Origin of the sequence: Bacillus altitudinis 41KF2b, assembly GCF_000691145.1 — a bacterium.
Taxonomy (GTDB): Bacteria; Bacillota; Bacilli; order Bacillales; family Bacillaceae; genus Bacillus; species Bacillus altitudinis.
The window spans coordinates 32,962-58,390 of sequence record NZ_ASJC01000013.1; the positions used below are offsets into that span (position 1 = coordinate 32,962).

Consider the following 25,429-nt stretch of genomic DNA (forward strand, 5'->3'; position numbering starts at 1 on the left):
TCAAAAGAAAAAGACATGCGCTGGTTTGCGCATGTCTTTCTTTTTATATGATGCCAATCAGTTTGGCGATGATGAGTAAAACGATACTGAACCCCCACATCCAAAAGAAGGAGTAGCGGATATGTTTCCCCATATCGACCCCTGCAAGACCGATGGCAAGCCATACAGCAGGTGCAAGGGGGCTGACAAAGGTGCCGATGATATTTCCAATCATCATGGCGTATGCTGCAGATGTCCCTGACACACCTACCTCTGATGTAATCGATTCGACAATCGGCAAGAGTGCATAATAATAGGCATCCGTACTTGTCAGCATATCAAGCGGAACCCCAAATATCCCCACAATGATATGTAAAAATGGCAGTAAGAAAGCTGGCAAAATGTGAATACTGTCCACTGCAATCGCCTTTAGCATGCCCGTTCCTTCAAGAATCCCTAAAAAAGAACCTGCGGAGAAAATAACAGCCGCCATCATTAGTGCACTTGGAGCATGTGCCTTAATTCGCTCCATTTGTACATTCACATTCGGATAGTTCACCAAAAGTGCTAGTGAAAGACCAATCATAAACATATAACTAGCAGGAATCACGTTCAGCACGAGAAGGACAACAACAGCTAAAAATAGAATAAAGTTGACCCAGATTAAGTGATAACGCTTTAAAGACGCATCGCCTGTTTCGCTGATTGATTGAATGGCACGATCCCAATCAGCGCCTTCTAATTGAACCGCAGCTACTTCATTTGCTGCAACTTTCACCCGAATTCGTTTTTCTTCTCTTTTTCCTAAAATGAATGCCATTCCTAATATGAGCACGACCCCGATCAACTGAATGGGAATGAGCGGTACCCACAGTTCAGATGGGTCCATATTAAGGACACTCGCTGCCCGTCCTGTGGGGCCAGCCCAAGGCACCATATTGGTTAATCCAGCACTCGTCCCGATTAACAATAGCAGTAAGTAAGGACTCATATGTAATTTTTTATAAAGCGGAAGCAGTGCAGGTACAGTTAATAAAAAGGTTGTAGCGCCTGCTCCGTCTAAGTGTGCGATGACCCCAATCAAGGCAGTTCCCATCGCAACTGTGACAACATTCCCTTTTGTCAGCTTGATTAACGCTTTAATTACAGGTTCAAAGAACCCTGTATCTTGTAAAATGCCAAAAAATAAAATGGCGAAGATAAACATGGTCGCCACTGGCAATACTTTGATAATCCCTTGTTCAAAGAAAGTTTGAATGTCATTGATACCAAATCCTGCGATGAGCGCCCCTATTAAAGGCACCATGACCATGGCGACAATTGGACTTGCTTTCCCCCAAATCAGCAAAACAACAATCGTTAAAATAATCAACAATCCAACAAACGTTAACATAAGCCCCTCCCCCTACAATAAACCGTTTACATTTGTTTGTTTTTTTACCAATGCAATCCCACATTTGCATTGAAAAAAAGAGTATCAAAAATATGAGTATTAGGCAACCGCTTTCATACCTATACAATGGTAAAAAAGGATGGCGGGGCCAATCAGGGTGTGGTGTTTAATATGTCAAAAAATTTAGATAAAAAATAATACTTCTATTTATAATCTACTATCGGGAGAAAATATACAGGTATTTAGATTCAACAAAAAGTAAAAAGCGCCCTTTGGATGGACGCTTCTTTCACACTATTTTTTCAAAATAACATATTCGTAAGGATTCAGTTGTAACCGTTGAGATGTATGCTGTCCAGTCAGCATATTTTCATAGCTTTCCGCTGAATCTAGTGAAATGTTCTGTTGCTGTTCTGTAAAATTCATCATAAACACAAAGTCCTGCGATCCATCTGTTCGTTTCTGGACACTGACTCCCTCTGGAATTGAAGAGGATAGGATCGGTTTTATCCCTATTCCTGTGATGAGATCTTCGTAAAAATCATCATAAAACGCCTGCTCATTTTCAGAAGCCATATAGTATGCTTTCCCTTTGCCAAATGGACGGACAGTAAGGGCGGGCTGTCCTTCATAGCAGCCATTCTCAAAATGCCCTAACACAGAGGCTGTTTCAGGATGAATGGACTCGCAATATTGCCCGACATGATAAGTGCGCCCATTTCCTGTGGTCATTAAGACGTGTTCATCTGGCATCAATGTGTTGATTTCCTCTGCCCAAATACCAAGTACATGACGGAGAGGACCGGGGAAACCACCAAGGAAACAGAGGTCGTTTTCATCGACCATGCCGCTCCAGTACGTTGCCACAAAAATGCCGCCCTCTTTGACAAATGCTTCGATCTTTTCTGCCACACCTGGTTTGATCATGTAAAGCATTGGTCCCACAAGCACTCGATAGGATGAGAAATCCTTTTCCATCCCGACAATATCAACAGGGATGCCCTTTTTCCAGAAACTGCGATAGTGAGTTTGGCAAGCCTCTACATAGCGTTTGTTGGTATTATTTAAGCCTTGCGCATCATCAATTGCCCAATGGTTTTCCCAATCATATATGATGGCGACCTCTGGTTGAACGGATGTACCCGCAATCGGTTGAAGCTGCTCCAGCTGTTTTCCTAAATCAGCGACTTCTTGAAACACACGCGTGTGTTCATGTCCTGAATGATCCACAACAGCGCCGTGGAATTTTTCAGAGGCGCCCCGGCCTTGTCTCCACTGGAAATAAAGGACGGAGTCGGACCCGTGGGCAATTGCCTGCATGGCAGAGAGGTGTGCCATTCCTTTGTGCTTCACCTTATTCACTTCATGCCAGTTCACGAGGCTTGGTGTGCTTTCCATCACAAGAAACGGCTGACCGCCCTTTAATGAACGATACAAATCATGAACGAAGGCGACGTTTGACGCTAATTCTGCAGTGGTTTCTCTGCCGCTATGCCATGCCGGATAGCTATCCCATGAGATCACGTCGACTTCTTTTGCAAATTGATGATAATCCAGTCCAAGGAATGGACGCATATGCGGATAGTCGCCCATAAAATTGGTGGTTACTGGCACATGAGGTGTTAATTCTCTCAGCGGTTCAATTTCATTTTGATAAAAATTGATCGTTTGCGCTGTGACAAAACGCTTCCAATCTAGGTTCATGCCATGAATCATGTGCTCGCCATGAGGGGCTGGTGACTCGATTTGCGACCAATCGGTAAAGGTGTGGCTCCAAAATCCCGTCCACCATGCTTGATTCAAAGCTTCAAGGTCATGGTTGTATTTGTCTTTCAAATAGTCTCTAAATGCTTCTTGGCAAAGATCACAATGACATTCACCGCCGTATTCATTTGAAATGTGCCACATGATCAGCGCTGGATGGTCCTTGTAGCGTTCAGCGAGCAAACGATTGAGTGTATTCGTTTTTTCTCGATAAACCGGCGAGGTGAAGCAATGATTATGGCGAAGTCCGTGTAAGTTGCGCTGGCGGTTTGCTTCAACGCGTAAGACTTCTGGATATGTTTGCGAGAGCCAAGCAGGTCTTGCTCCGCTTGGCGTGGCGAGAATGGCGTGAGCTCCCTGCGCTGCCAAGCGGTCCATGATATCATCCAGCCAGGCAAAATCATATTCCCCTTCTTTTGGCTCGAGCTTGCTCCAAGCGAAAATGTTGATAGAGAATGTTTGACAGTGTGCAAGCTTCATTAAACGAAAATCTTCGTCAATGATCTCCGGCATATGAAGCCATTGATCAGGGTTATAGTCGCCACCATGCAAAAAGCCTTTCACATTTGGGTGAACGAGTGGGTAACGCTTTCCCATTTTGTCACGTCCTATCTGTTTAATTACGGTGTCATTTGTTTAAATACATCAAGAGAAGGCAGGGCTTTTCCGTTGAAATCAAACATGGCCTGATTTTCCCAAGCATTCCCGACTGTGCCGGTTGTTTGAATATAAGCGAGCCCGTATTGACTAGACCATGGCGCACCTTTTGCTGGAATCCAAAGTGGCTCCCAATAAAAGAACCCTTTCCCGCGATTGTTTTTTACTTGTGAAATTTTTTCTGATAGATCTCGTATAAAAGATGCCTGCCCTTGTGGTGATGCTGGATAACCGGCCGTATTGACTGAATCTTGGTTAAATGAGTTATCGAGGTTGTCACCATTTGCTGTTGTAAAGCCGTAGGCGGTTTCGACCACGATGACATCTTTGTTATAGCGGGCGCTAATATCATTCATGTTGTTAGTAAGACCGCTAAATCCCCCGTCCCAATACGGGTAGTAAGATAAACCGATCGTATCGAACGAAACGCCTCGTTTGGTGATTTCATCAAACCACCAGCGAGATGCGCCATTGTCTCCTCCATGTGCAAGGTGAAGCATGACTTTGATGTTTGAATCGACAGAGCGGACAGCATTTGTTCCCGCTTTTAGCAAAGCAGCGAGTCGGTCAAATTCACCGCCGCCTTCACCCCAGCTTTTTCCGTTCGGCCAAAGCATACCTGAATTCAATTCATTCCCGACCTGCACCATATTTGGTAGGGCATTTTGTGCTCTCATCGCTTTGAGCACATCGCTTGTGTAAGTGCCAACCGCTTTCTCTAAATCGCTTTGCGAGAGATTGGTCCAAGCTTTCGGTTTGAACTGTTTACCGGGATCGGTCCAGAAATCACTGTAGTGAAAATCAAGCAGCACTTTCATGTTTTGTGCTTTTGCACGTTTCGATAGAGCAATGGCGGTGTTTAAATCGTTTGTCCCGCCGTTATAGGCACGGCCTTGGTTGTCGTATGGATGGTTCCAGAGTCTGATGCGCACATAGTTGACACCTTTCTCTTTTAATAGCTTGAGCGGATCAACCTGCTGCCAGTTTTGATTGTAGTATTTGCCGCCGCTTCGCTCCACTTCTGCGAGCATGGAGATATCGGCTCCTTTGATGAAATCACCTTGCAATCCATTGATCGGTTTCACCGAAATCGTATCAGCCTTTGCTTCAGGCAGAATACCTAACCCCATCAGAAAGAAAACGACAACAGTGACAAGCAACCATTTCTTCATCAAATCTCCCCTTATCCTTTTGTCCCGCCTTGTGTGAGGCCGGATACAAATTGTTTTTGTAAAACAAGAAACAATAAAGCAACTGGAATCGCAATGAGTAAAGCCCCGGCTGCAAAGGTCGTGTAGCTGGCACCCATTTTGTCTGATACAAGATTGTATAGACCGATTGGGAGCGTATACATTTCGGGTGAGCGGACAATGACACTGGAGATGATGAAATCACCCAGCGGTCCTGTAAATGAGTTGATGGCAACAACGGCTAAAATCGGCTTGGCAAGCGGCATAATAATTTGGATGAAAATCCGGAAATGCCCTGCGCCATCCATTCTGGCTGATTCATCGAGATCCTTTGGAATCGCATCAAGATAACCTTTCATTAAATACGTATTCATCGGGATTTGTCCGCCTGCATAAATCAAAATCAATGCGAGGTGGCTGTTAATGAGTCCAAGCATTTGAGCCAATACAAAAATGGCGATTAGCGCTGAAAATTGAGGAATCATTTGCAGCAGCAAAAAGAGCATCAGTCCATTCTTGCGTCCTTTGAATCGGAACCTAGAAAAGGCATAACCTGTAAAGCTAACAAGGATCAACGTTAAGAGCATAGTCGCAATACTGATTTTCATTGAGTTCCAATACCATTTTGCATAAAGTGCTCCCTGACCGAAGAAGAGTTCTGTAAAGTGGCTGAACGTTGGATTCTTCGGAAACATGCTTGTGCTCATCAGGCTATTCCCAGGATTAAAGGAAGCGCCGATCGTCCAAAGGAGTGGATATAGAATACATACGGAGGCGATGAAAAGGATGAAATAAGTGATACTCAGACGAATGAGCTTATTTTGTTTTGATCCCATATCACATCATGTCCTCCTCTTTAAATGAATTCGTTCTCTTAAACTGCCAAAGTGCAATGGCAATGACGAAGATTGACAGTAAGATCGTAACAGCGGCAGCGAGTGCATATTGAGAAGATTGCATCGTCAGTTTGTAAATCCAAGACACCAAGATGTCTGTGCCCCCAGCAGTTGAGCCAGCCACAGGCGGTCCTCCGCCATTAAATAAGTAGATGATATTAAAGTTGTTAAAGTTAAACGTATACTGCGTGATTAATATAGGTGCAATTGAATAGAGGACAAGCGGTAATGTAATGGAACGGAATTTCTGAAAGAAATTTGCCCCATCAATGGTTGCAGCCTCGTATAAATCTTCAGGAATGGCCTGCAAAACGCCAGTTGTCATAATGAACACAAAAGGAAAACCAAGCCAAGTCTGCATCGCAATAAGAGCGATTTTGCTCCAAAATGGATCTGTCAGCCATGGTTTTGGATCAATTCCAATCGATGCAAAAAGGGTATTGTTGATCGCACCAAACGTGTCGTTAAACAATCCAGCAAACACCAAAATGGTCACAAATCCTGGAACAGCCCACGGCAGAATCAAAATCGTTCTGAAAAACCGTTTTCCTTTTAAATCTTTTTGATTGAGCAGAACCGCTAGGAAAATGCCGACAGCACATTGAAGGGTCGATGCAGCCAACGTCCATACGACCGTCCAGCCTAGTACATCAATGAATGTGTCTCTCCAAATATCGATTGAAAAGATATTTTGAAAGTTTTTGATGCCTACCCAATCAATGAGATTGGCAGGAGGCGAGTGGTATAAATCATAGTTTGTAAAGGCCAGCGCAAAGCTGAACATAATAGGAAAGACAACAGAGAATAGAAGTAAAAAGAAAGCAGGAGTGCTCATTAAGTAAGGAAAGCCTTGGTCGATGAGCTGATGGTATTGAGCACGGATGGAATGAAGCGGAATCCCTTGATCACGTTTCTTTCCGTTCATAAATGCATCTCGTATCATGAGTACATAAAAACCGATGCCAAATCCAGCTGTTAAAAGTGCAATAATTCCTTTTGCTAAAAGGAAAACAGAGTTGTCACGAGGCAGCATCGTACCAAGTGTGAACAGCCCCCAGAAGCCAATATTGAATAAATCATAAAACACTACTAGAAAAGAAACGCCAAACAGGAAAAAGAGTGCCCCTTTGCCATATTGTTTGTTGTATATTTGCCCCATCCCGGGTATAAGAGAGAACATTAGCGCCCGTCTCCGGTGTGTCTTTGATTCCACTATGTGTGTGCGGTCTAGTTCAAGGTTACCCGTCACGTCTAACACCTACTTCATATGAAATTAGATCAAGTGCAGGCAGCATGATAGATGAACAGCTACCTGCGCTTGATGTTTATTTGGAGTGATTCGCTTTAATTTGCGAGTCGATTTGTTTGACCGCATCATCAAATGCCTTTTTCACATCGGTACGGCCGGTCGCAATCAGTCCTAATGCACTGTCAATCGGCTTCCACACCTCTGCCATCTCTGGATTGTTCGGTGTCAGCGTGGCATATTTCGTTTGCTTTGAAACAGCATCCGCATTAGCGTTTTCAGTAATGACTGGGTCTTTCATCAGCTTTTTCACTGGTGGAATTTCCTCTGTGACTTCAAAGCGCTTTTTCGAATTTTTTTCGTTCGTGATAAACTCAACAAATTTCTCGGCAAGTTCTTTATTTTTAGAATAAGAGGAGACGTTGTAGCTCTTTACACCTAAGAACGAGCTCATATGTTTTCCGTTAGGGAGTGTTGGCAGTTCCGTCACGCCATAGTCGATACCCGCTTCTTTATAAGGACCAAATGACCATGGACCAGAAATCACAGCCGCTGCCTTTTTCTCAGTGAATAAGGAATTGAGGACATTGATTCCTTGCTCACCAATGATGCCTTTCGGGAAAAGTCCTTCGCTAAAGAATGTCTGAATGTATTTTCCGCCTTCGATGGCACCATCGTTATTAAGACCAATATCATTGACGTCATAAGACCCATCGTTTTTCTGTTTGAAAATATAGCCACCTGAACCGCCTAATACACTTTGTGCGTAATAAATTTCATCCCACTTCGCAACAAAACCGTATTTCCCGTCCTTTGTCAGCTTTTTCGAAAGGTCATACCAGCCATCGAGTGTCGTTGGTGCCTTTTTCACAAGGTCTTTGTTATAGAAAAGCACAGTGGTTTCAACGGATTTTGGCAGGCCATACAGCTTGCCATCTACCGTTTGTGATTGAATCGATTCGTCTGTGAAGGAATTGATCACTTTTTCATCTGGTTTGATTTCTTGTAACAATCCCTCTGTGACAGCTGATCCAATTTGGTCGTGAGGCATGGTGATGACATCTGGACCAGTGCCGGCTGCGCCATCAAGACGAAGCGCTTCAATTTGGTCGGCATATGCTTTTTCGACTACTTTGACTTTCACGTCGTTTTGTTTTTCAAATTCTTTGACAGCGTCTTGAATCCCATCAGACTTTTTGACATCCTCCCACACTAGCAAGGTCTTTGTACCTGTAGATGCCGGCTGTGTACCGCTTGAATTGTCATCTCCTGGTCCGCATGCTGACAGTAGCAGCACAGCAGTACCAACGACTGCCGATAATGTCGCCCATTTTCCCTTTTTCATTCGTAATCCCCTCTCGTTCTTTTTTCACAGATGATAAGAAAACGCTTTCTTAATGTGAGAATATCAACTTGAGTAAAAAAAGTAAACACATTTTATTAAATTTATTAAGTAAAATTTTTTACTGAAATAAAGAGAAAAGAAGCCCACCACATACGGCAGGCCTTCCAGCTGTTTATATCGTGCTTTTCCGAAAGACAGGATCTGAGGCAATCAGCACGGTTTTTGGTAATGTTCTGCCATCAACAAGTCTTTCTAAAAGTAAATCGACAGCTGTCTCGCAAAGTAAAGAGGTATGGATGTGATAAGTTGTGAGCGGTGGTGACACATATTGAGAGACGTGAATATCGTTGATACTAAAGACACTCACTCGATTTGGTAAAGAAAAACCGCGTTCATTTAATGCTTGTAAACAGCCTATCGCAAGAGGATCACTTGCGACACAAAAAGCGGTTGGCAGGTGATCACCGAGCTCGTCGATCGCCTTCATCATCAATGAATAGCCTTCATCTACAGAGAAATGGTGACCGATATAGACCAATTGTTCATCCAGTTTGTTGTGTGCTGTCGTGTACTGGCGGAAGGTCGTTTCACGAATATCTGGAATCCGCCTATTTGTATTGAGATCAAGATCTGTCCCGCCAATAAATCCGATGGATGTGTGCTGTTTCTCGATAAAAGAATCAATAATCTTTTCTACAATTCGTTTCAGGTTTGGTTTCACAGAATCAAAGCGGTCTTCATCTGGTGATGTATCAATAAAGACGATATGTTTTGTGATCGCATATAATTGATCCAGCTCAGTTTTTTTAAATCGACCGATGGCGATGATGCCTTCTGTAGAAGGATCAATAGAATGAAGACCATCAGATGGGTTGTAAGCGGTAACATTTAAGCTTCGGGTATTGGTGAGTTCCTCGATGCCTAGACGAATGGATTTAAAATAAATATCTTCAAGCTCTTCTTTTTCAGTCATCCAATAGAGAAAGGCAATTTTTTTTAGTGAATGTTTGAATGTCTTTTTTTGATAGGACAAAGCTTCTGCTGCCGCGTATACTCTCTCACGTGTTTGATTTGTAACAGATAGGTTGGGATCTTGGTTCAATACGCGAGACACGGTGGCGATGGATAATCCGGCTTTTTCCGCAATGTCCTTTATTTTAGCTGCCAAGTCAGCACCTCCTATAGAAAATATCTCCTTTCAGTATAGAGTCTTTAAAAAAATTAGTAAATATTTTTATTAAATTGATTGGTTTAGGCTGTTCTTTACGAGTTGGAAAGGAATTAGTAAGATATATGTATTGAAGATGTAGGATTAAGATTTCTGATAGGAGAGGGACAGATGTATTATGATGCACTGAAGACATTTGTGACAGTGGTAGAAGAGAAAAACTTTACAAAAGCAGCTCAGAAGCTGCGGATTTCTCAACCGAGTGTCAGTCTTCACATTAAGAACTTGGAGCAGGAATTTCAGACGGTTCTGCTTAATCGTTCGCCAAAGCAATTAACGGTGACGCCAACTGGGGATATGCTGTACCATCGATCAAAACAAATCATTCGTTTATATGAACAGGCGAAGCAGGATATTTATGAGCATCATCATCTGGCACGAGGGAAGCTCACGATTGGAGCGAGTTTTACCATTGGGGAGTATGTGCTGCCGCAAATCTTGGCACAATTTCATCAGCTTTATCCGCATGTTGATATTGAGGTAGTTATTGATAATACAGAGGCGATTGCCAGACATGTTCGCTTATTCCATGTCGACATCGGACTGATCGAAGGACAAACCAATGACAAAGAACTCTCTGTAGAAACGTTTCTAGAGGATGAATTGTATATCGTTGCACCATTAGACCATCCGTTTGCAAAGAAAAAGGATGTCACCATTGATCAATTGCAAAATGAAACATGGATCACAAGAGAAGAAGGATCTGGGACAGGAGAATACTTACAGCACGTCCTGAAATCAAATGGACTGAAAGCGCGAACCTTTGTGACATTTAGCAGCAATCAAGCGATTAAAGAAGCTGTCATTCATGGAATGGGGCTGTCTGTTTTATCTAAATATGTGCTCCAGCGGGGCAGCATTGGCGGGGAATTGGCTGTCATTTCTGTGAGGGGAATGGACTTTAAACGGACATTTTCCTATGTTGAATCCCCGATGACAGGTGGGAATAAGAATAAGGAATTGCTTGTTGAGTTGTTGAGAAAAGAGAGAAAAGACGCTTCTCCGCAGTAGGAGAAACGTCTTTTTTTATAATCCTTTGATGTTGATTTCATCGACTGGTAGGAAAATCTCACCTGTATCTGTGTACTTCATGATGACTTGATCCCCTTCTTTTAAATAAATAATAAGAGGCTCTTTTTCAGAAGACATCGTGTAGTTTTTCCCATCGTCTAGTAAGAAGGTGACGGTTGTATAATCACCGGTCTTTTCCTTATACACCCTCTTCACTTTACCTGTTGACTCTTTCTTTTCTTGCTTCGATGAACTATTGACGGTACCGCCGCCTTTTTGAAGAGCTGTTTTATAGGCTCTTAGTGCTTCGTTTGGTGTAGAAGCATATGCGGCGATTTCAGGATTGGCTGCCGAAACAATAAAGTAGTTTTGCAGGAACCCGTTTGAATCGAGAACAGGTGTAAGCCAGCTAGCTTCCCCATAGAAATTATAAAGAATCGGCATGCGGCCCTTCCATTTCTTCTCGATAAATCGTTTCTCAATAATTTGCAAAGCTCCCTGTGAATCCATGTAGGATTCTTCAAGATTACCCGTATAATACGTGGCTTTTCCTGTTCGGGCATTTGTTAGTGCATACCCGAGCATGGAATCAACGCCCTCTTTTGGACTGGTGAAATCTGTGAAGTAATACATATCCCCTTTTGAATCAAACACCGGACTTACATTGGCTTCAGTCCCCTCATCAGAAGGCAGCTTCACATCTGATTTTCCAAACATACTGTTCCAGAAACCATGAACATAGTTGCCGAAGTAACTATTTTGCAGACTGACGGCCTCTGGTGACACAGCGCCATCAATAAAGGCTGGTACTTTGTCTAAGGAATATTTCTTCGTTTCACCCGTTTTGGCATCCACAACAACTACACCGGAAGCTTTAAACCCGTTTCGTGCAGAGATGAAATCTCCAAATGTTTGGATGTAATAAGGCTTGCCATCATCATTGATCTCGAGCTGCGTGTCTCCATAGAAAATCAAATCTGGGTACTGAAGACGGATATGCCGCTCAATTTCCTTATTGAAATAGGAAGAAGGCGTATAGACCATCTCGGTTTTCACAAACTTTGGATTGGCAGATGAGTCGGTCGCACTTAATGTAAAGTAACCCGGTGTGCTACCAGAACGAATCCATTTAAAGAAATCGGAGAACTCGACGGGGGCGATATACACATACTCACCATTGACCTTCTGAATTTGCAAGCTGCCAAGCTCGTAGTAACTCGTGTTTGGCACCTGTCCGAACGATTTCTTCATCTTATTGCGAGCAAATTGCGGTGGTACACTCGCAGGTGTTTCTGTCTCATCGAACGCTTTGATTTCGACTTTTTGCTCCATCTTAGACACGTCGAATTTCTCATTTGCATTAAATAGAAAAGCGGTTGCCATATAAACACCGAGCAGCAATAAAATGAGAAATAATACGCCCTTGATCTTCCGCTCCAATCCCACTGATAAAAAGGCACCTGCTGCTGTCACAACAAGTCCAATGAGCCACAGTGATGATGGGTTGCGGTCTAAATTGGTGATGTAGTAGAAGCCGAAAATCCCGATGATAAACAGCAGTGCCAGTCCCGCAATCCACATAAGCGGCACCTGTTGTTCAGTTCCTTTCTTTCTAACGATTAACCTGAGTGGTGTGAGCAAAAGGGTCAGGACAAGACCGATCACAACCGAAAATAACAACATATATCCCACAAACAGATCTCCTTTCAAATCAATCACTCTTTTAGTATATACGAGTGAGACGGGGAAAAGATTCACCGGATGACAGGTTCATTTAAATGCCGATCGAGTCGATGGCGGATTGAACATCTTCTTTCAGTTCAAAAAATGTGAGTCTTTGTTCGATTTTTTCGATTAAGGCGTCAATGGCTTCACCTGACATATGGGTTTGGATGTTCCTTTGATGTTTGTACACGTTAATCAGAAGGTCATCAATCAGATCTACTATTTTTTTGGCTTCTTGGCGATCCTCTGCAAATTCATTTTGAAGTTGATGCCGGATGGCTCTGATCAGCGCTGTTTTCTGTTCTTCTTTGATCTTTGCCTTCAAAGCAGCCAGCTCTGCTGGTGTCATGTCTTCCGTGTTAAAGTTTGCTTGAGAGAAGATGGAGCTAGATGTATGCGTATCTGTGACTCTCTGCAAAAAACGATCTGCGTCTGTTGGTTGTTTCTTTGAAAATTCCATTTGTCGTACTCCTTAAGAAATCCCCATATTCTTGGCAAGGGTTGTATCTGCATCGTGGTATTGTTTTCCTAGCTGGCTCATATCATCTGATATTGAGTCCATCCACCTTTTCATATCCATCGCATGATCAATCGCTGCATCATACTTTTTGACCGAATAGAACTCATTTTCAAGACCCTCTGTTTTTAAGTGGCGAATGACAGCATCCACATCTGAAGCCGTCAGCTGGTCATACGAACCAAAACCGACAATTTGTTTGTATCTTGAACGAACGCGTTCCACCGATTGATCCACTTTGTCATCGAGTTTCTCAATTTTGCGAATGATTTGCTGCATATGGTGCTCGGCATATGTGGAGAATGTACGACCTGTGTTCATGAGAACATGCGACTTGATTAAAATCGCTACCACACTTTGCGGGTGAACATTTGATTGGCTCAATTGATGTAACATGGCGGCAGTGAGAGAAGGGTTTTTTCTCAACATATCATCAATGGTTTGAACGGAGCCATCTGACGAAAAGGAATACCGGTCTAAGCCATGGCTGCCGGCGAGGGCTTCAAGAAATAAATTCGCATCAAGTGAAGGATTCACACTCATTGCCCGATTGAGGAGATTTTTCATAAATTGGACGGCTTTTGAGGAGTCCTCAGTGTAATCGACGCCTTCAGGTAAAGCGGCATCATACATCACTTTCACACGACCGATTTCTGTCGTATGACGATTTAAGAGAGATAGCCCGTCATTGAGATTGATATATTCTGTTAATCTATTGCGGTAATCACCTTTTAATGCTTTGGCTTGCAGACCATCCGATAGATTTGGGTAAATATTCGGATTCTCAAAGGTGACCCCGCCTTTAATAAAATCATTTTTGACAAGAACATAAGAAGCATTTGACCCGCCAAGTGAATGCCCTGTCACATACATCTTCGCATTCGGCATTTTCTTATGGATCTCTTTTGCATACCGGTCCGCCTGCACCATTTGATTCTCTGCGCCGTGTTCAAAAGGGATATTTTTAATCAAATACTTCGTATCTGAAATCAACCAATCTTGTACAATCTCATTTGTATAGGTCGTTGTCCCTGTCGTCATCTTCGTCGTGACTTCCTTTGACGTCTCTGACTGGCTAAAAGGAGGAAGCTTTGTCAAAATGGTAGAAAGAAGATCATCTGACTCTTTTTTTCCATGTTTTTTAATGGTATCTTTATATTGGCCTGCGCCAATCGGTTCTGACCCGCGGTAGGCGATGACGGCGTTTTTGATTTTGGTGAGGTCTTTGCCTTTACCGGATCGAATAAAGTCATCCTTTGATACCAGAGTTAGTGAGTTAAGCCCTTTTTCTGTTTCTTTATAGTCAATGACATACATTTTTCTATCATTGCTAATTTCTATTTCTTTATAGTCCTTATAGTTTTTAATAGCATAAGATTTTGTTGATATTTCTTTATAGTCTTCGTCAGTAAGCTTAAATCGAGTTGACTTTATGGTCAATATTAACACTCCTGTTATCTTTATATTTGGTAATTATATTATGTAGTGGTATAAATATCTATTTTAGATCTATCGCTTATTATACAAAAAATATCTCTATTATATCAATAAAAGGTGGATATTATTTAAATGAAAAATACAATTAAAATTATATGTGTTCTAGTTCTCGTCATAGTTATCTCAGTGATTTTACTTATTCTAGAATTTGACAAGAAAAAAGAATCAAACGATGCGGGAGGAAAAAATATCGTGGAAGAAAGAGAAAAGAGTGATCAAGAATTAGCAGAAGAGTTTGCAGAGAAGATGAAACCCAAGATTGAAGAGCACTTACACAAAAGAGATATTCATAACTTTATAAAAACCATAACGTTTGAAAAAGATGTGACCATTAACCCAATGGGAGATATTACGATTGATGGTTATGTAAATGATGAACCGGAAAAGTACGGTTTCTCAGCTTCTTTACAATATAGAGCTAAAAAAATCGGTTCAATGAGTTATGACCCTGATTTATCAGACCGCTTTATAGATTGGGAAGAATATAAAGATGAGCCGGAAGTGAAAGAAAATTACCTTAAAAGTTTTACTAAGGAGGAACGTGATCAGTATCTGAGAGACATTGGAGAAAAAGAGTAAAACAGGTACTAGCCTACCTGTTTTTATTTTGCCAAATTCAATAGTCAGCTGATTAAAGTTCATTAAGGAGTTTTGCTTTTTATGAAAAATATCATGAAATTTTCTATCATAATTGTGGTCGCCGTCATCTCCGTAACTGTGTTTGTTGTAGAGTACATTCATCAGAGTTTTTCAGATGAAGTAGTGCAAGAGAAAAGCGATCAAGAAAAGGCCGAAGAATTCGCAGAAAAGATGAAACCAAAAATTGAAGAATATTTACATGAAAAAGATATTCACAATTTTATTAAAACCATCACATTTAAAAAAAATGTATCTATAAGCCCTATGGGTTATGTCACAGTTGATGGATATATAAATAACGATGCAGAAAAATATCATTTTTCTGCATCATTAATATACAAAACTAACGAAATCGGTTCGATGAGTCATTCCCCTGATTTATCAGATCGTTTTATAGACTGGGATGAATATAAAGATGAACCTAAAGTGAAAGAAAATTTTTTGAATAGTCTCTCTAAAAAAGAACGTGAACAGTATCTCAACGATATTGGAGAAAAAGAGTAAAAAATATCCGTTATCAATTTGTTCCCTATAAATGATGACTAAAGTAATATGCTATTAATCAATAAAAACACTTTCATTTAAAGGAGAGCTTTCAAACATGGCAAATAAAAAGAAATTGATCTTGGATGTAGACACTGGAATTGATGATGCGATTGGTATTTTGCTTGCAGTGAAAAGTAAGCGGTTTGATATGTTGGGGATCACAACGGTGTGCGGGAATGTGTCTGTTGAAGCGGCTACGTTGAATACGTGTAAAGTGCTTGAGCTGGTTGAGGCAGAGGAAATCCCTGTCATCAAAGGTGCAGCGACGCCTCTTTTGAGAGCCCCTCATTATGAACATCGGGTGCATGGGGAGGATGGAATTGGCGGCGCTTTAAAGGACGCCCGGCCTAAGAAGACCGCAGATGAAGGTTTTGCGCCTGATTTTATCATTGACCAAGTGCTGAAGTATTCGAAGCAGGTTACGCTCGTGTTGACAGGGCCGTTAACGAATTTAGCCCTTGCGGTAAAAAAATGCCCTGAGCTGATTCATCATGTGAAAGAAGTCATTTTTATGGGGGGTGTCGTGCAGGGACAGGGGAATGTCACACCAGTTGCGGAATTTAATACATATGCAGATCCAGAAGCGGCGAAATTGGTGCTGGAGGCTGGTTTCCCTTCATTGACTCAAGTAGGGCTGGATGTCACGAGACAGGTCTTGTTAACGGATGAGAGAATTAATGCCATTCAAAATGAAACGTTAGCCAGTTATATCAGAGAGAGCACAAGCATTTACCGCCAGCGCTATTTTGAGCGGAATGGGGTGTGGGCATGTGCCATGCATGATCCGCTTGCTGTAAGTCTTGCAATTGATAAACAACTTGTGAATACACAGGCTTTTCATGTAGAAGTGGAGACGAAGAGTGAGTTCTGCGATGGTCAAATGATATGTGATTTTCAGCACCAATGGGGAAAAGATCGCAATCTTCAAGTGTGTATGGATGTAGATGCTGAAGGGTTTTTTGATTTAATGATCAAAGTCTTGAATTCTTAAAAAAGAAGTCTGTGCAAACAGGCTTCTTTTTTATAAGATGGGAACATGAGGAAATGTATGCGCTAACATGAATGAGGAAGGAGTGAAGTCAATTGGCTTCTGTCAGTTTTAGTAGTATGGATAAGATAAGGGCAGCAAGCAGAGGATTGCCGCCAAAACTGAAAGCAATTGCTGAGCACATTACAAGTGAGCCCCGCGACATCATCCATTTGTCGATTGTCGAGCTTGCCAAAAAGACAGCGAGCTCAGAGGCAACGATTTTTCGTCTTTGTAAAAGGCTTGGATTTGAGGGGTATCAAGATTTGAAGATTGCTATTGCCCAGGAAATAGACCAAACGAAGCCTGATTATGTAGATGAAGAGATGAGTCTTGACGATGATACTGCCGTTTTTATGCAAAAGGTATTTCAGGCGAACATCACTGCATTAAAGGATAGTTTTCAATTGTTGAATCCAGAAGATGTAGAAAAAGCCGTACAATTAATCCATGGGGCAGAGCGCTTAGAGTTTTATGGCAGTGGTGGGTCTGGCCTCATCGCCACAGATGCTTTCCACAAATTTATGAGAACAGGCATCAACTGTATTGTTCATACAGATTCTCACTTTCAAGCGATGTCGGCAGGTCTGCTTGATCAAAAGAGCACAGTGCTTGGTATATCTCATTCTGGTCGAAATAAGGATTTACTGGATGCGATGAAAACAGCCAAGCAAAAAGGAGCGAAAACCATTGGCATTACAAGCTATCAGCGTTCTCCATTGAGTCAGCTTGCAGATGTCACGCTGTATACATCAACGCAAGAAACGGCTTTCCGAACGGAAGCGATGTCTGCTAGGCTTGCTCAGCTTACTGTGATTGATGTGCTATATTTTGCGCTTGCACATTTAAGGCAGCAGGAAACATTAACAAACTTAAAGCAAATGAGAGAAACCATCTCTCAAAAAAGAGTGTAATGGTTTCAAAAATAAATTTTTCTATTAGTGAAAAATGCTGTTGTGGTAACGATTCTAAGGTTTTAAATGAAAATTATTTTCTTTTTGATCGTTGAATGTCGAAAAAAATATTCCTATAATGGGATTTATCAGGTACACCGGCACCACGACACTTTATTTCAAATCAATGATTGGGCGTGATACAGATGAAGGGAAACCAGGCGGTAATTGGTTTGGATATTGGAACAACAAGTACAAAGGCGGTTCTATTTGGACCACAGGGGAAAGTCATATCAAAACATTCTGTTCCTTATGACCTCATTCACCCCCAGCCAGCATGGGTTGAGCAGAACCCTGAACATATTTTAGATGCTGTGATTGCGAGTGTAAGAGGCGCCTTGACGAAAGCAGCATTTGATGCAAAAAACCTCATAGGTGTGGGAATTAGTACGGCGATGCATTCCTTAATCGTCATGGATGAGAATGGAAAAGCATTAACAAACAGTATCATTTGGGCTGATAACAGAAGTGCAGAACAAGCGAAACGAATCATAACGGACTTAGATGGCTTTCAAATTTATAAAAGAACCGGAACACCGATCCATCCAATGTCACCGCTTTCAAAAATACGATGGATCAAGGAAGTGACACCTGACGTCTTCAATCAGGCAGCAAAATTCATTTCCATCAAAGAGTATGTTCTTTATCATTTCTTCGGTCAGTATGTGGTCGATTATTCAATTGCATCAGCAACAGGACTGTTCCGATTGGAAACGCTTCAATGGGACGAGGAGGCCCTACGTATTGCAGGAATTCAGGTGAATCAGCTGTCTGAACTTGTTCCAACGACGCATCAGCTGCGTGGGCTTCAGCCAGAAATTGCGCTGCGAATGGGCATTGAAGAAGATACACCATTTGTTGTGGGTGCGAATGACGGTGTCCTAGCGAATCTTGGTGTAGGTGCGATTGGCAAAGGTGAGGTAGCAGTCACGATTGGGACAAGTGGTGCAGTACGTACAGTCGTAGATCAGCCGATTACAGATGAGCAATCAAGAACATTTTGCTATGCATTGACGGACAAGCACTGGGTAGTCGGAGGACCGACCAATAACGGCGGGATTATGCTGAGATGGCTGAAGGATGAATTTGGGTCGTCAGAGGTGGAGGTAGCGAAGCGTCTAGGTGTAGACCCTTACGATCTGATGATTGATATTGCAGAGAAGGTTCCAGCTGGCTCAGAAGGACTGCTGTTTCTACCATTTTTAACAGGTGAGCGTGCACCTTATTGGAATCCAAACGCAAGAGGCACGTTCTTCGGGATTGGTCTTCAGCATAAGCGCGAGCACTTTATTAGAGCCGTGTTAGAAGGCGTCATTATGAGTGTATTCTCGATCGGTGTGGCACTAAGAGATTTAACAGGTCCAGCGAAGGATGTCAGGGCTTCTGGTGGATTTGCGAGATCCCCTCTATGGCGACAGATTTTGGCAGATACGATGGGTAGAGAAGTGCTCGTTCCAGAAAGCTATGAGGCTTCCGCACTTGGGGCGGCTGTCCTTGCACTTCATAGTTTAGGTCATATGGAAGAGATAGAAGAGGTGCAGGAATGGATTCGTATTTCTGCCCGCCATGAACCAAATATGAAGAACAACGAAACATACATAGAGCTATTTTATTTATATGAGCGTCTCTATGACAAACTGAAGGATGAATTTGATGTCATTAGTGCGTTGCAATTAAAACAAAATCGTTAAACATCGGGGAAAAGGTGGGAGAACATGCTTTTATTCATTGTGATTGCGGCGATTGTCCTTTTACTCATTCTCATTACAGTCGCTAAGTTGAATCCGTTTGTGAGTTTGATTATTACCTCTATGCTAGTAGGTTTTGCTACAGGAATGGATTTACAGGAAATCATTCAATCGATTAAAACGGGATTAGGGAACACGTTATCATTACTGGCGATAGTGCTAGCGCTTGGGACCATGCTTGGGAAAATGATGGCCGAGTCAGGGGGCGCTGAGCGGATCGCTCAAACACTCATCAGTCGTTTTGGGACGAAGAATGTGCATTGGGCGATGATGTTTGTAGCCTTTATCGTGGGGATACCTGTCTTTTTCCAGGTCGGATTTGTTCTTCTCATTCCTTTACTCTTTACCATTGCGATTGAAACGGGCATTTCGCTTGTGACGATTGGGATTTCATTAATCGCAGGCTTGTCTGTTGTGCATGGGTTAGTCCCGCCTCATCCAGCTGCAATGGCAGCAGTAGGCATCTATCATGCCAACGTGGGGAAAACGATTTTCTTTTCAATCATCGTCGGTTTGCCAACAGCTATTATTGCTGGACCGTTGTATGGTAAGTGGATTGGAAAACGAATATATAAACCAGTTCCAGAGCTGCTCAGAAAGCAATTCACGGAACGACATGCTGATCGGAAGCTTCCTGGTTTTGCGAATACGATGTTTACCATTTTGGTGCCGGTCATTCTTATGTTGCTTGCCACGTTGGCGGACATTATTTTGCCAGAGGATAGTATGTGGTATCAGATGTTCAAGTACATTGGAGATCCCATAACAGCTTTATTGATTGCGACAGTGTATTCTTTCTTTAGTCTTGGCTTTATACAAGGGATGAGCCGTGACCGAGTGCTGTCATTTAGTAATGAATGTTTGGGACCGATCGCTTCCATTCTGCTTGTGATTGGTGCAGGCGGAGCGTTCAATAATGTACTGATCGATTCAGGTGTTGGGGATTATATTGCTGATTTAGCCAAACACTCCCCAATCTCACCGATTTTACTTAGCTGGCTAATTGCTGCGGTTATTCGTGTGGCAACAGGATCTGCTACAGTATCCATGATGACAGCGGCCGGAATTGTAGCCCCAATCGCTGCATCCATGCCGGATGTGAGCAGAGAGCTGCTTGTTTTAGCAACAGGAGCGGGTTCACTGATTTTGTCTCATGTCAATGATTCTGGTTTTTGGCTGATCAAAGAGTATTTTGGTATGACCATTAAAGAGACGTTCTTGACATGGACGGCTATGGAGACCATCATTTCCGTTAGCGCCATTGCATTTATTATGATCATTAATATGTTTATATAACGGCACAACAGCTCAATTCTTCGGGATTGGGCTGTTTTTGGCTTGTTGTTATGCCGCTTTTGACAATTTAGGATAAAATAATGATATTGAGCTATGGGAGGCGGACATGATCGAACCTTTAAAACATGTATATAATGAACCATTTATTCAACATTTAGCAGAAAAACTTGCGCAAGCGTCAACTGTATTTGATGCTGATCACTTTCAGCAGCTCGTGTTTCAAGAGGATTGGGAGCAGCTGGAGTTAAAAGGACGAATGAGAAGAGTGACTGAATCGATGCACGCTTGTCTGCCTGAGGATTATGAGAAGGCAATCGATGTACTGCGTCAGACAGCACCGCATTTTACAGGGCTCAGTGCGCTCGTATTTCCAGACTACGTCGAGACATATGGTGTTGACCATTGGGATATCTCGATCAAAACACTTGAATTCTTTACACCGTTTTCCACTGCTGAATTTGCCGTTCGACCTTTTCTCATACAAGATCAAGAGAAAATGCTGGCGCAGATGCTTGTGTGGTCACAGGATCAAAATGAACATATTCGCCGTCTCGCTAGTGAAGGATGCAGGCCTCGTTTGCCGTGGGGATTATCCGTCCCTGCGCTGAAAAAGGACCCTTCTGTCACGCTGCCCATTTTGGAAAACTTGAAGTCAGATTCGGCCAAGTATGTGCAAAAAAGTGTAGCGAATCATTTAAATGATATTTCTGCAATTCAGCCAGACCTCATGAAGCAAATGGTCAAAAGCTGGTATGGAACCAATGAACATACAAACTGGATTGTCAAACATGCATCCCGTACGTTATTGAAAAAAGGCGATCCAGATATCATGGCTTTATTTGGCTATGGAGATGATCCGTCTATCCAAGTAATGGATTTGAAGGTGATGCAAGACCCCGTTCGTATTGGAGAGAAGCTGACCTTTCATTTTATTCTTCAGGCAGATAAGCCATTAAAGCTGCGCGTAGAGTATGCTGTTGATTACGTGAAAGCTCGTGGTACACGCAATCAAAAGGTATTTAAAATCACAGAATTTGAAACAGGATCGACGCTGCATAGAGAATTTGTCCGGTCACAGTCGTTTCAAAATATGACAACGAGAAAGCACTATGAGGGCATTCATACATTAACCATCATCATCAACGGCATCCCAAAAGCGTCTGTCGATTTCGAAGTCACAGCAGCTGCTCATGAAAAAACCCGCCACTGAGGCGGGGTGTTGACTGAGGAAGAAGTCACGGCTGTTCATACAAACGTATTGAAAGCATTAGAAGATACGTATCAAGCCGTCTTGCGCGGATAATCAAAAGAGCTATCGCTTTATGGGCGATAGCTCTTAGCGTGTAGACAAACCCTCGCATTCTTTGTCAGTCCTGCGTGCTGGTGCTCACGAATGTCAAATTCGCTCCGCGCCAGTACTCGTCCTTCCTAGGGCTGCAAAGGTTTTCTATCACGCTGAAAAGAAGACAAAGGGCTAAAATCAAGTTCATTTTAGCCCTTTGTCAACAATCTGATACCCGCCACTGAGGCGGGTTTTTGCTTCGTTTCTAAGCTTTCTTTTTCATTAAAAATGAAGCAATGATGGCGGCTGCTAAGAAACCGATGCTGATAATCGAGCTAGGTAAGTTCTCTGGTCTGAATAGGAACAGAACAAAACTGATACTGAGTACAAGACCAGCAAATAAAGTGAAATACGGAAATAACCAAACTTTGAAATACGGCTCCTGCGGATATCTTGGACGCAGTTTCAAATGAGCCAGACAGATGCTGATCCAAATAAGAGAAACCGCAAAACCAGGGATAGCCAGCATATAGCTGAAAATTTGATCTGGGTACAAGTAAGCAAAGAATGTTCCGATTAAAAGAAACAGAACGGTCACCCATAAACTTAAAATAGGTACACCTCTTTTGTTGACCTGTGCCAGCTTTTTTGGACCGCCGTCTGATTTAGATAGAGAATGAATCATTCTTGTCGTGCCGTAAATACCAGAGTTGGCGGCAGATAGAACGGCTGTAATTAAGACGAAATTAATGAAGTGAGAGGCACCTTGCATGCCAGCTGCTGAAAAGACTTGGACAAAAGGACTGTTATTCGGATCAATTTGATTCCAAGGAATGAGTCCACAAATAATCAAAATCGGCAGTGTGTAAAACAAGATGATGCGCCACATCATACTTTTGACAACACCAGGTAACACCTTTTCTGCATCCTTTGTTTCTGTAATGGTCAGCCCGATCAATTCAGAGCCTCCATACGAGAAGATCACCACTAATAATGAGGCAAAGACAGCACCCCATCCGTTCGGGACAAAGTTTTGGTAATTGGTGAGAACAGGCGTGCTTTGTTCGCTCGGAATGATTCCAAATAATAATGCAGCACCGAGAATAATAAACACAATAATAACGAAAATCTTCATTCCAGCGAACCAAAACTCAATTTCACCAAAGTATTTTACATTATTTAAATTAATTCCGATGACTAAGAGCGAGCAAAGTAAACATAAAGACCATAAAGGTACGTTTGGCATCCAATATTGAAGTAAACTCCCCGCTGCAATGATTTCAATGACACATACAGTGAGCCACATAAAACAGTAAACCCATCCGACAACAAATGAAAAACGTTGACCAAGCGCAATCTGTATGAGGTCGCGAAGGTTATTCCCCGGGTAGACGATGGCCATTTCAGCTAAAGCCGCCATGACAATGAGAAGAAGCAATCCAGCAAATACATAGGAAAAGATAACTCCAGGACCTGCTAAGCCGATTGTATCGGCACTTCCTTTAAAGATTCCTGTACCAATGACCCCGCCCATCGCAATCATGCGAATATGACGCGGCGATAAAAGCTTTTTTAATTCGTGTTGTTCCTGATTCGCGCTCATGACGTTCTCCTTTTTTAAAATGCTTATGTTCCATTTTCTTTTTTCGAGCGGTCAGTGTCAATATAAAAAAAGAGATTTTTCAGACAAAATAGGCGGTTGATTCTATCAAATGAGCCGTTTTCTTCCATAAATCTTTTCCATGACCCATCCCCAAAACCTAAAACTTCGTGAAAAAATGAACATTTGCCTTCATTCTGACATAAACAATTTTCAGTTTTTGTCGATATATCTTTTGTATTACTAAAGTCCTAATAAAGAATTGTTTATAACTGTAAAATATTTCAAAAATGTATGAAAGAATGAAAGGAGTTATTGAAGATGTTTATGAGAAAAGCAAGTGATTCATCGTCGGGAGCCCTTCTAAGTGAAAGCAGTCAATTAGTTCAACGAATTGAGAAGGGAGATTTTTCAGCCAGAATTGATACTGCTGCATTCTCTTTTAGTCAAACAATAGAAGCAGTGGCTCAAATAAATGAAGCGTTGCAAAAGATGCAAGAAGCGCAAGAAGATATTCATATGCGTATGAATTTAGTGACAAAAGCCATTCAAGTGGGTCTATGGGATATGACGGTTGTAGCAGGAGATCCTGTGAATCCAAAAAACGAATTCACATGGACGGATGATTTCCGCAGAATGCTAGGTTTCCAAAATGAAAACGATTTTCCGAATGTCTTAGACAGCTGGGCATCTCGAATTCATCCAGATGAGCAGGAATACACCTTGAATGCATTCTCTACGCATTTATTGGATCATTCTGGCCGTACACCGTATGATATCGAGTATCGTCTGAAGTTGAAAAATGGCGATTATCGCTGGTTCAAAGCAACTGGAACGACGATTCGAGATCGAAATGGTGTACCTCTTCGTGTGGCAGGGGCTCTTTTTGATATTCATGATCAGAAATTGAAAGAAGAAGAGCTGCAAGCATTCGTGACAAGATATGACTTGATCAACCGTGCGCTTGTGGAAGCGCCTTGGGATATGGTTGTAGAGGCTGGCGATCCTGTCAATCCAAACAATGAATTCTGGTGGTCTCCACAGTTTAGAAAAACGCTTGGTTTTACAGATGAAAAGGATTTCCCGAACGTGTTGAGCAGCTGGAGTGATCGTTTGCATCCTGAAGATAAAGAATCGGCTCTCCAAGCTTTTGCGGATCACTTAAATGACCATTCTGGCCGCACACCATTTGACATTGATTATAGATTGCAGAGTAAAAATGGCGAGTATCGCTGGTATCATGCGGGCGGTGAAACCATTCGTGATGAGAAGGGTGTCCCTTTACGTGTCGCAGGAACGATTCGTGATATTACGTTAGAAAAAAATAAAGAAAAAACAGCGAATGAAATGGCTTCTCAAGTAGAGCAGCTTTCAAGTTCTATTAGTGAAATGGTATCTGGCATCAGTTCTGTGACAAACCAAGCACAAGAGCTTGCTGTCGCTCAAGAGCAGTCAACGTCTGCTGCTAATCTGGCGAAAAACAGTGCAGATGAGACGAAGAACATTTCAGACTTAATCAAAGAAGTGGCAAACCAAACGAATCTGCTTGGTTTGAATGCCGCGATTGAAGCAGCAAGAGCAGGCGAGCAGGGACGCGGTTTCTCAGTCGTTGCCGATGAAGTGCGTAAGCTAGCGCTTCATAGTGCCAATGCGACAGAAAATATCGAATCTAGTTTAACTGAAATGAAAACACAAATCGATCAAATTCTTGAAAATATCTCCAATATGACAGCTCTTACGCAAACACAGGCTGCTTTAACAGAGCAAGTGAACGCTTCAGTTGATGAAGTGAATCATATGTCTCAGCGTCTGGTGGCATATTCAAAGAGTATCTAATGTCAAAAAACCGCCTTTTCATCAGTGAAGTGACCCCCTAAATTTAGACGCGGT

General features: G+C 42.2%; 20 protein-coding genes and 1 pseudogene. 10 read left to right on the forward strand and 11 right to left on the reverse strand.

Features of this window, described 5'->3' with window-relative positions:
• Positions 1-43 precede the first annotated feature (43 nt).
• From BA79_RS16500 to BA79_RS16530, 7 genes are all read right to left on the reverse strand, one after another.
• The gene (locus BA79_RS16500) at positions 44-1,372 is read right to left on the reverse strand and encodes a CitMHS family transporter (RefSeq protein WP_035703989.1); all 1,329 of its coding nucleotides are present in this window, start codon (positions 1,370-1,372) and stop codon (positions 44-46) included.
• Positions 1,373-1,666: 294 nt separating this feature from the next.
• A complete protein-coding gene (locus BA79_RS16505; protein ID WP_035703990.1) occupies positions 1,667-3,733 on the reverse strand; it encodes a beta-galactosidase in 2,067 nt (688 codons plus the stop codon).
• A 23-nt stretch (positions 3,734-3,756) separates the two neighbouring features.
• On the reverse strand, positions 3,757-4,965 hold the full coding sequence (locus BA79_RS16510; protein ID WP_035703992.1) for a glycoside hydrolase family 53 protein: 1,209 nt from the start codon (positions 4,963-4,965) through the stop codon (positions 3,757-3,759).
• 11 nt (positions 4,966-4,976) lie between these two features.
• Positions 4,977-5,819, reverse strand: coding sequence for a galactooligosaccharide ABC transporter permease GanQ (gene ganQ, locus BA79_RS16515; RefSeq protein WP_007497274.1), 843 nt, complete (start codon positions 5,817-5,819; stop codon positions 4,977-4,979).
• 1 nt (position 5,820) lies between these two features.
• On the reverse strand, positions 5,821-7,059 hold the full coding sequence (locus tag BA79_RS16520) for a carbohydrate ABC transporter permease (RefSeq protein ID WP_025208262.1): 1,239 nt from the start codon (positions 7,057-7,059) through the stop codon (positions 5,821-5,823).
• Positions 7,060-7,204: 145 nt separating this feature from the next.
• Positions 7,205-8,470 carry a galactooligosaccharide ABC transporter substrate-binding protein GanS gene (ganS, locus tag BA79_RS16525; RefSeq protein WP_035703994.1) on the reverse strand — a complete coding sequence of 422 codons (1,266 nt, stop codon included), beginning with the start codon at positions 8,468-8,470 and terminating at the stop codon, positions 7,205-7,207.
• A gap of 172 nt (positions 8,471-8,642) precedes the next feature.
• Positions 8,643-9,638, reverse strand: a complete 996-nt coding sequence (locus tag BA79_RS16530) for a LacI family DNA-binding transcriptional regulator (protein ID WP_035703996.1) — start codon at positions 9,636-9,638, stop codon at positions 8,643-8,645.
• Between the two features lie 171 nt (positions 9,639-9,809).
• Between BA79_RS16530 and BA79_RS16535 the strand changes: the two genes are divergently transcribed.
• On the forward strand, positions 9,810-10,709 hold the full coding sequence (locus BA79_RS16535) for a LysR family transcriptional regulator (RefSeq protein WP_017359912.1): 900 nt from the start codon (positions 9,810-9,812) through the stop codon (positions 10,707-10,709).
• Between the two features lie 15 nt (positions 10,710-10,724).
• On the opposite strand, the gene BA79_RS16540 is transcribed toward BA79_RS16535, so the two are convergent.
• The 3 genes from BA79_RS16540 to BA79_RS16550 form a co-directional block, all read right to left on the reverse strand.
• Positions 10,725-12,401, reverse strand: a complete 1,677-nt coding sequence (locus BA79_RS16540) for a hypothetical protein (RefSeq protein ID WP_035703999.1) — start codon at positions 12,399-12,401, stop codon at positions 10,725-10,727.
• 82 nt (positions 12,402-12,483) lie between these two features.
• Positions 12,484-12,894 carry a hypothetical protein gene (locus BA79_RS16545; RefSeq protein WP_035704005.1) on the reverse strand — a complete coding sequence of 137 codons (411 nt, stop codon included), beginning with the start codon at positions 12,892-12,894 and terminating at the stop codon, positions 12,484-12,486.
• A 12-nt stretch (positions 12,895-12,906) separates the two neighbouring features.
• Entirely contained in the window at positions 12,907-14,391 is a 1,485-nt protein-coding gene (locus BA79_RS16550; RefSeq protein WP_035704008.1) for a lipase family protein, read from the reverse strand.
• Between the two features lie 129 nt (positions 14,392-14,520).
• Between BA79_RS16550 and BA79_RS16555 the strand changes: the two genes are divergently transcribed.
• From BA79_RS16555 to BA79_RS19965, 8 genes and pseudogenes are all read left to right on the forward strand, one after another.
• Complete coding sequence (locus BA79_RS16555; protein ID WP_035704010.1) at positions 14,521-15,027, forward strand: DUF1433 domain-containing protein; 507 nt, start codon at positions 14,521-14,523, stop codon at positions 15,025-15,027.
• A gap of 81 nt (positions 15,028-15,108) precedes the next feature.
• Positions 15,109-15,591, forward strand: coding sequence for a DUF1433 domain-containing protein (locus BA79_RS16560; protein WP_035704015.1), 483 nt, complete (start codon positions 15,109-15,111; stop codon positions 15,589-15,591).
• 97 nt (positions 15,592-15,688) lie between these two features.
• Positions 15,689-16,624: a nucleoside hydrolase gene (locus tag BA79_RS16565; protein WP_035704018.1), complete on the forward strand. Its 936-nt coding sequence runs from the start codon at positions 15,689-15,691 to the stop codon at positions 16,622-16,624.
• Positions 16,625-16,740: 116 nt separating this feature from the next.
• Positions 16,741-17,574: a MurR/RpiR family transcriptional regulator gene (locus BA79_RS16570; RefSeq protein ID WP_035704036.1), complete on the forward strand. Its 834-nt coding sequence runs from the start codon at positions 16,741-16,743 to the stop codon at positions 17,572-17,574.
• Positions 17,575-17,759: 185 nt separating this feature from the next.
• The gene (gene gntK / locus BA79_RS16575) at positions 17,760-19,304 is read left to right on the forward strand and encodes a gluconokinase (protein ID WP_035704020.1); all 1,545 of its coding nucleotides are present in this window, start codon (positions 17,760-17,762) and stop codon (positions 19,302-19,304) included.
• A 24-nt stretch (positions 19,305-19,328) separates the two neighbouring features.
• Positions 19,329-20,657 (forward strand): GntP family permease, encoded by a 1,329-nt coding sequence (locus BA79_RS16580; RefSeq protein WP_035704024.1) that lies wholly within the window; start codon positions 19,329-19,331, stop codon positions 20,655-20,657.
• Positions 20,658-20,766: 109 nt separating this feature from the next.
• A complete protein-coding gene (locus tag BA79_RS16585; RefSeq protein WP_411801804.1) occupies positions 20,767-21,867 on the forward strand; it encodes a DNA alkylation repair protein in 1,101 nt (366 codons plus the stop codon).
• 9 nt (positions 21,868-21,876) lie between these two features.
• Positions 21,877-21,960: pseudogene (locus tag BA79_RS19965) on the forward strand (hypothetical protein); the annotation flags it as partial.
• A gap of 244 nt (positions 21,961-22,204) precedes the next feature.
• On the opposite strand, the gene BA79_RS16590 reads toward BA79_RS19965, so the two are convergent.
• Complete coding sequence (locus tag BA79_RS16590; RefSeq protein WP_035704030.1) at positions 22,205-23,542, reverse strand: amino acid permease; 1,338 nt, start codon at positions 23,540-23,542, stop codon at positions 22,205-22,207.
• Between the two features lie 318 nt (positions 23,543-23,860).
• Here BA79_RS16590 and BA79_RS16595 point away from each other — a divergent pair, with 318 nt between their 5' ends.
• Positions 23,861-25,375, forward strand: coding sequence for a methyl-accepting chemotaxis protein (locus BA79_RS16595; protein ID WP_035704033.1), 1,515 nt, complete (start codon positions 23,861-23,863; stop codon positions 25,373-25,375).
• Positions 25,376-25,429: the final 54 nt, after the last annotated feature.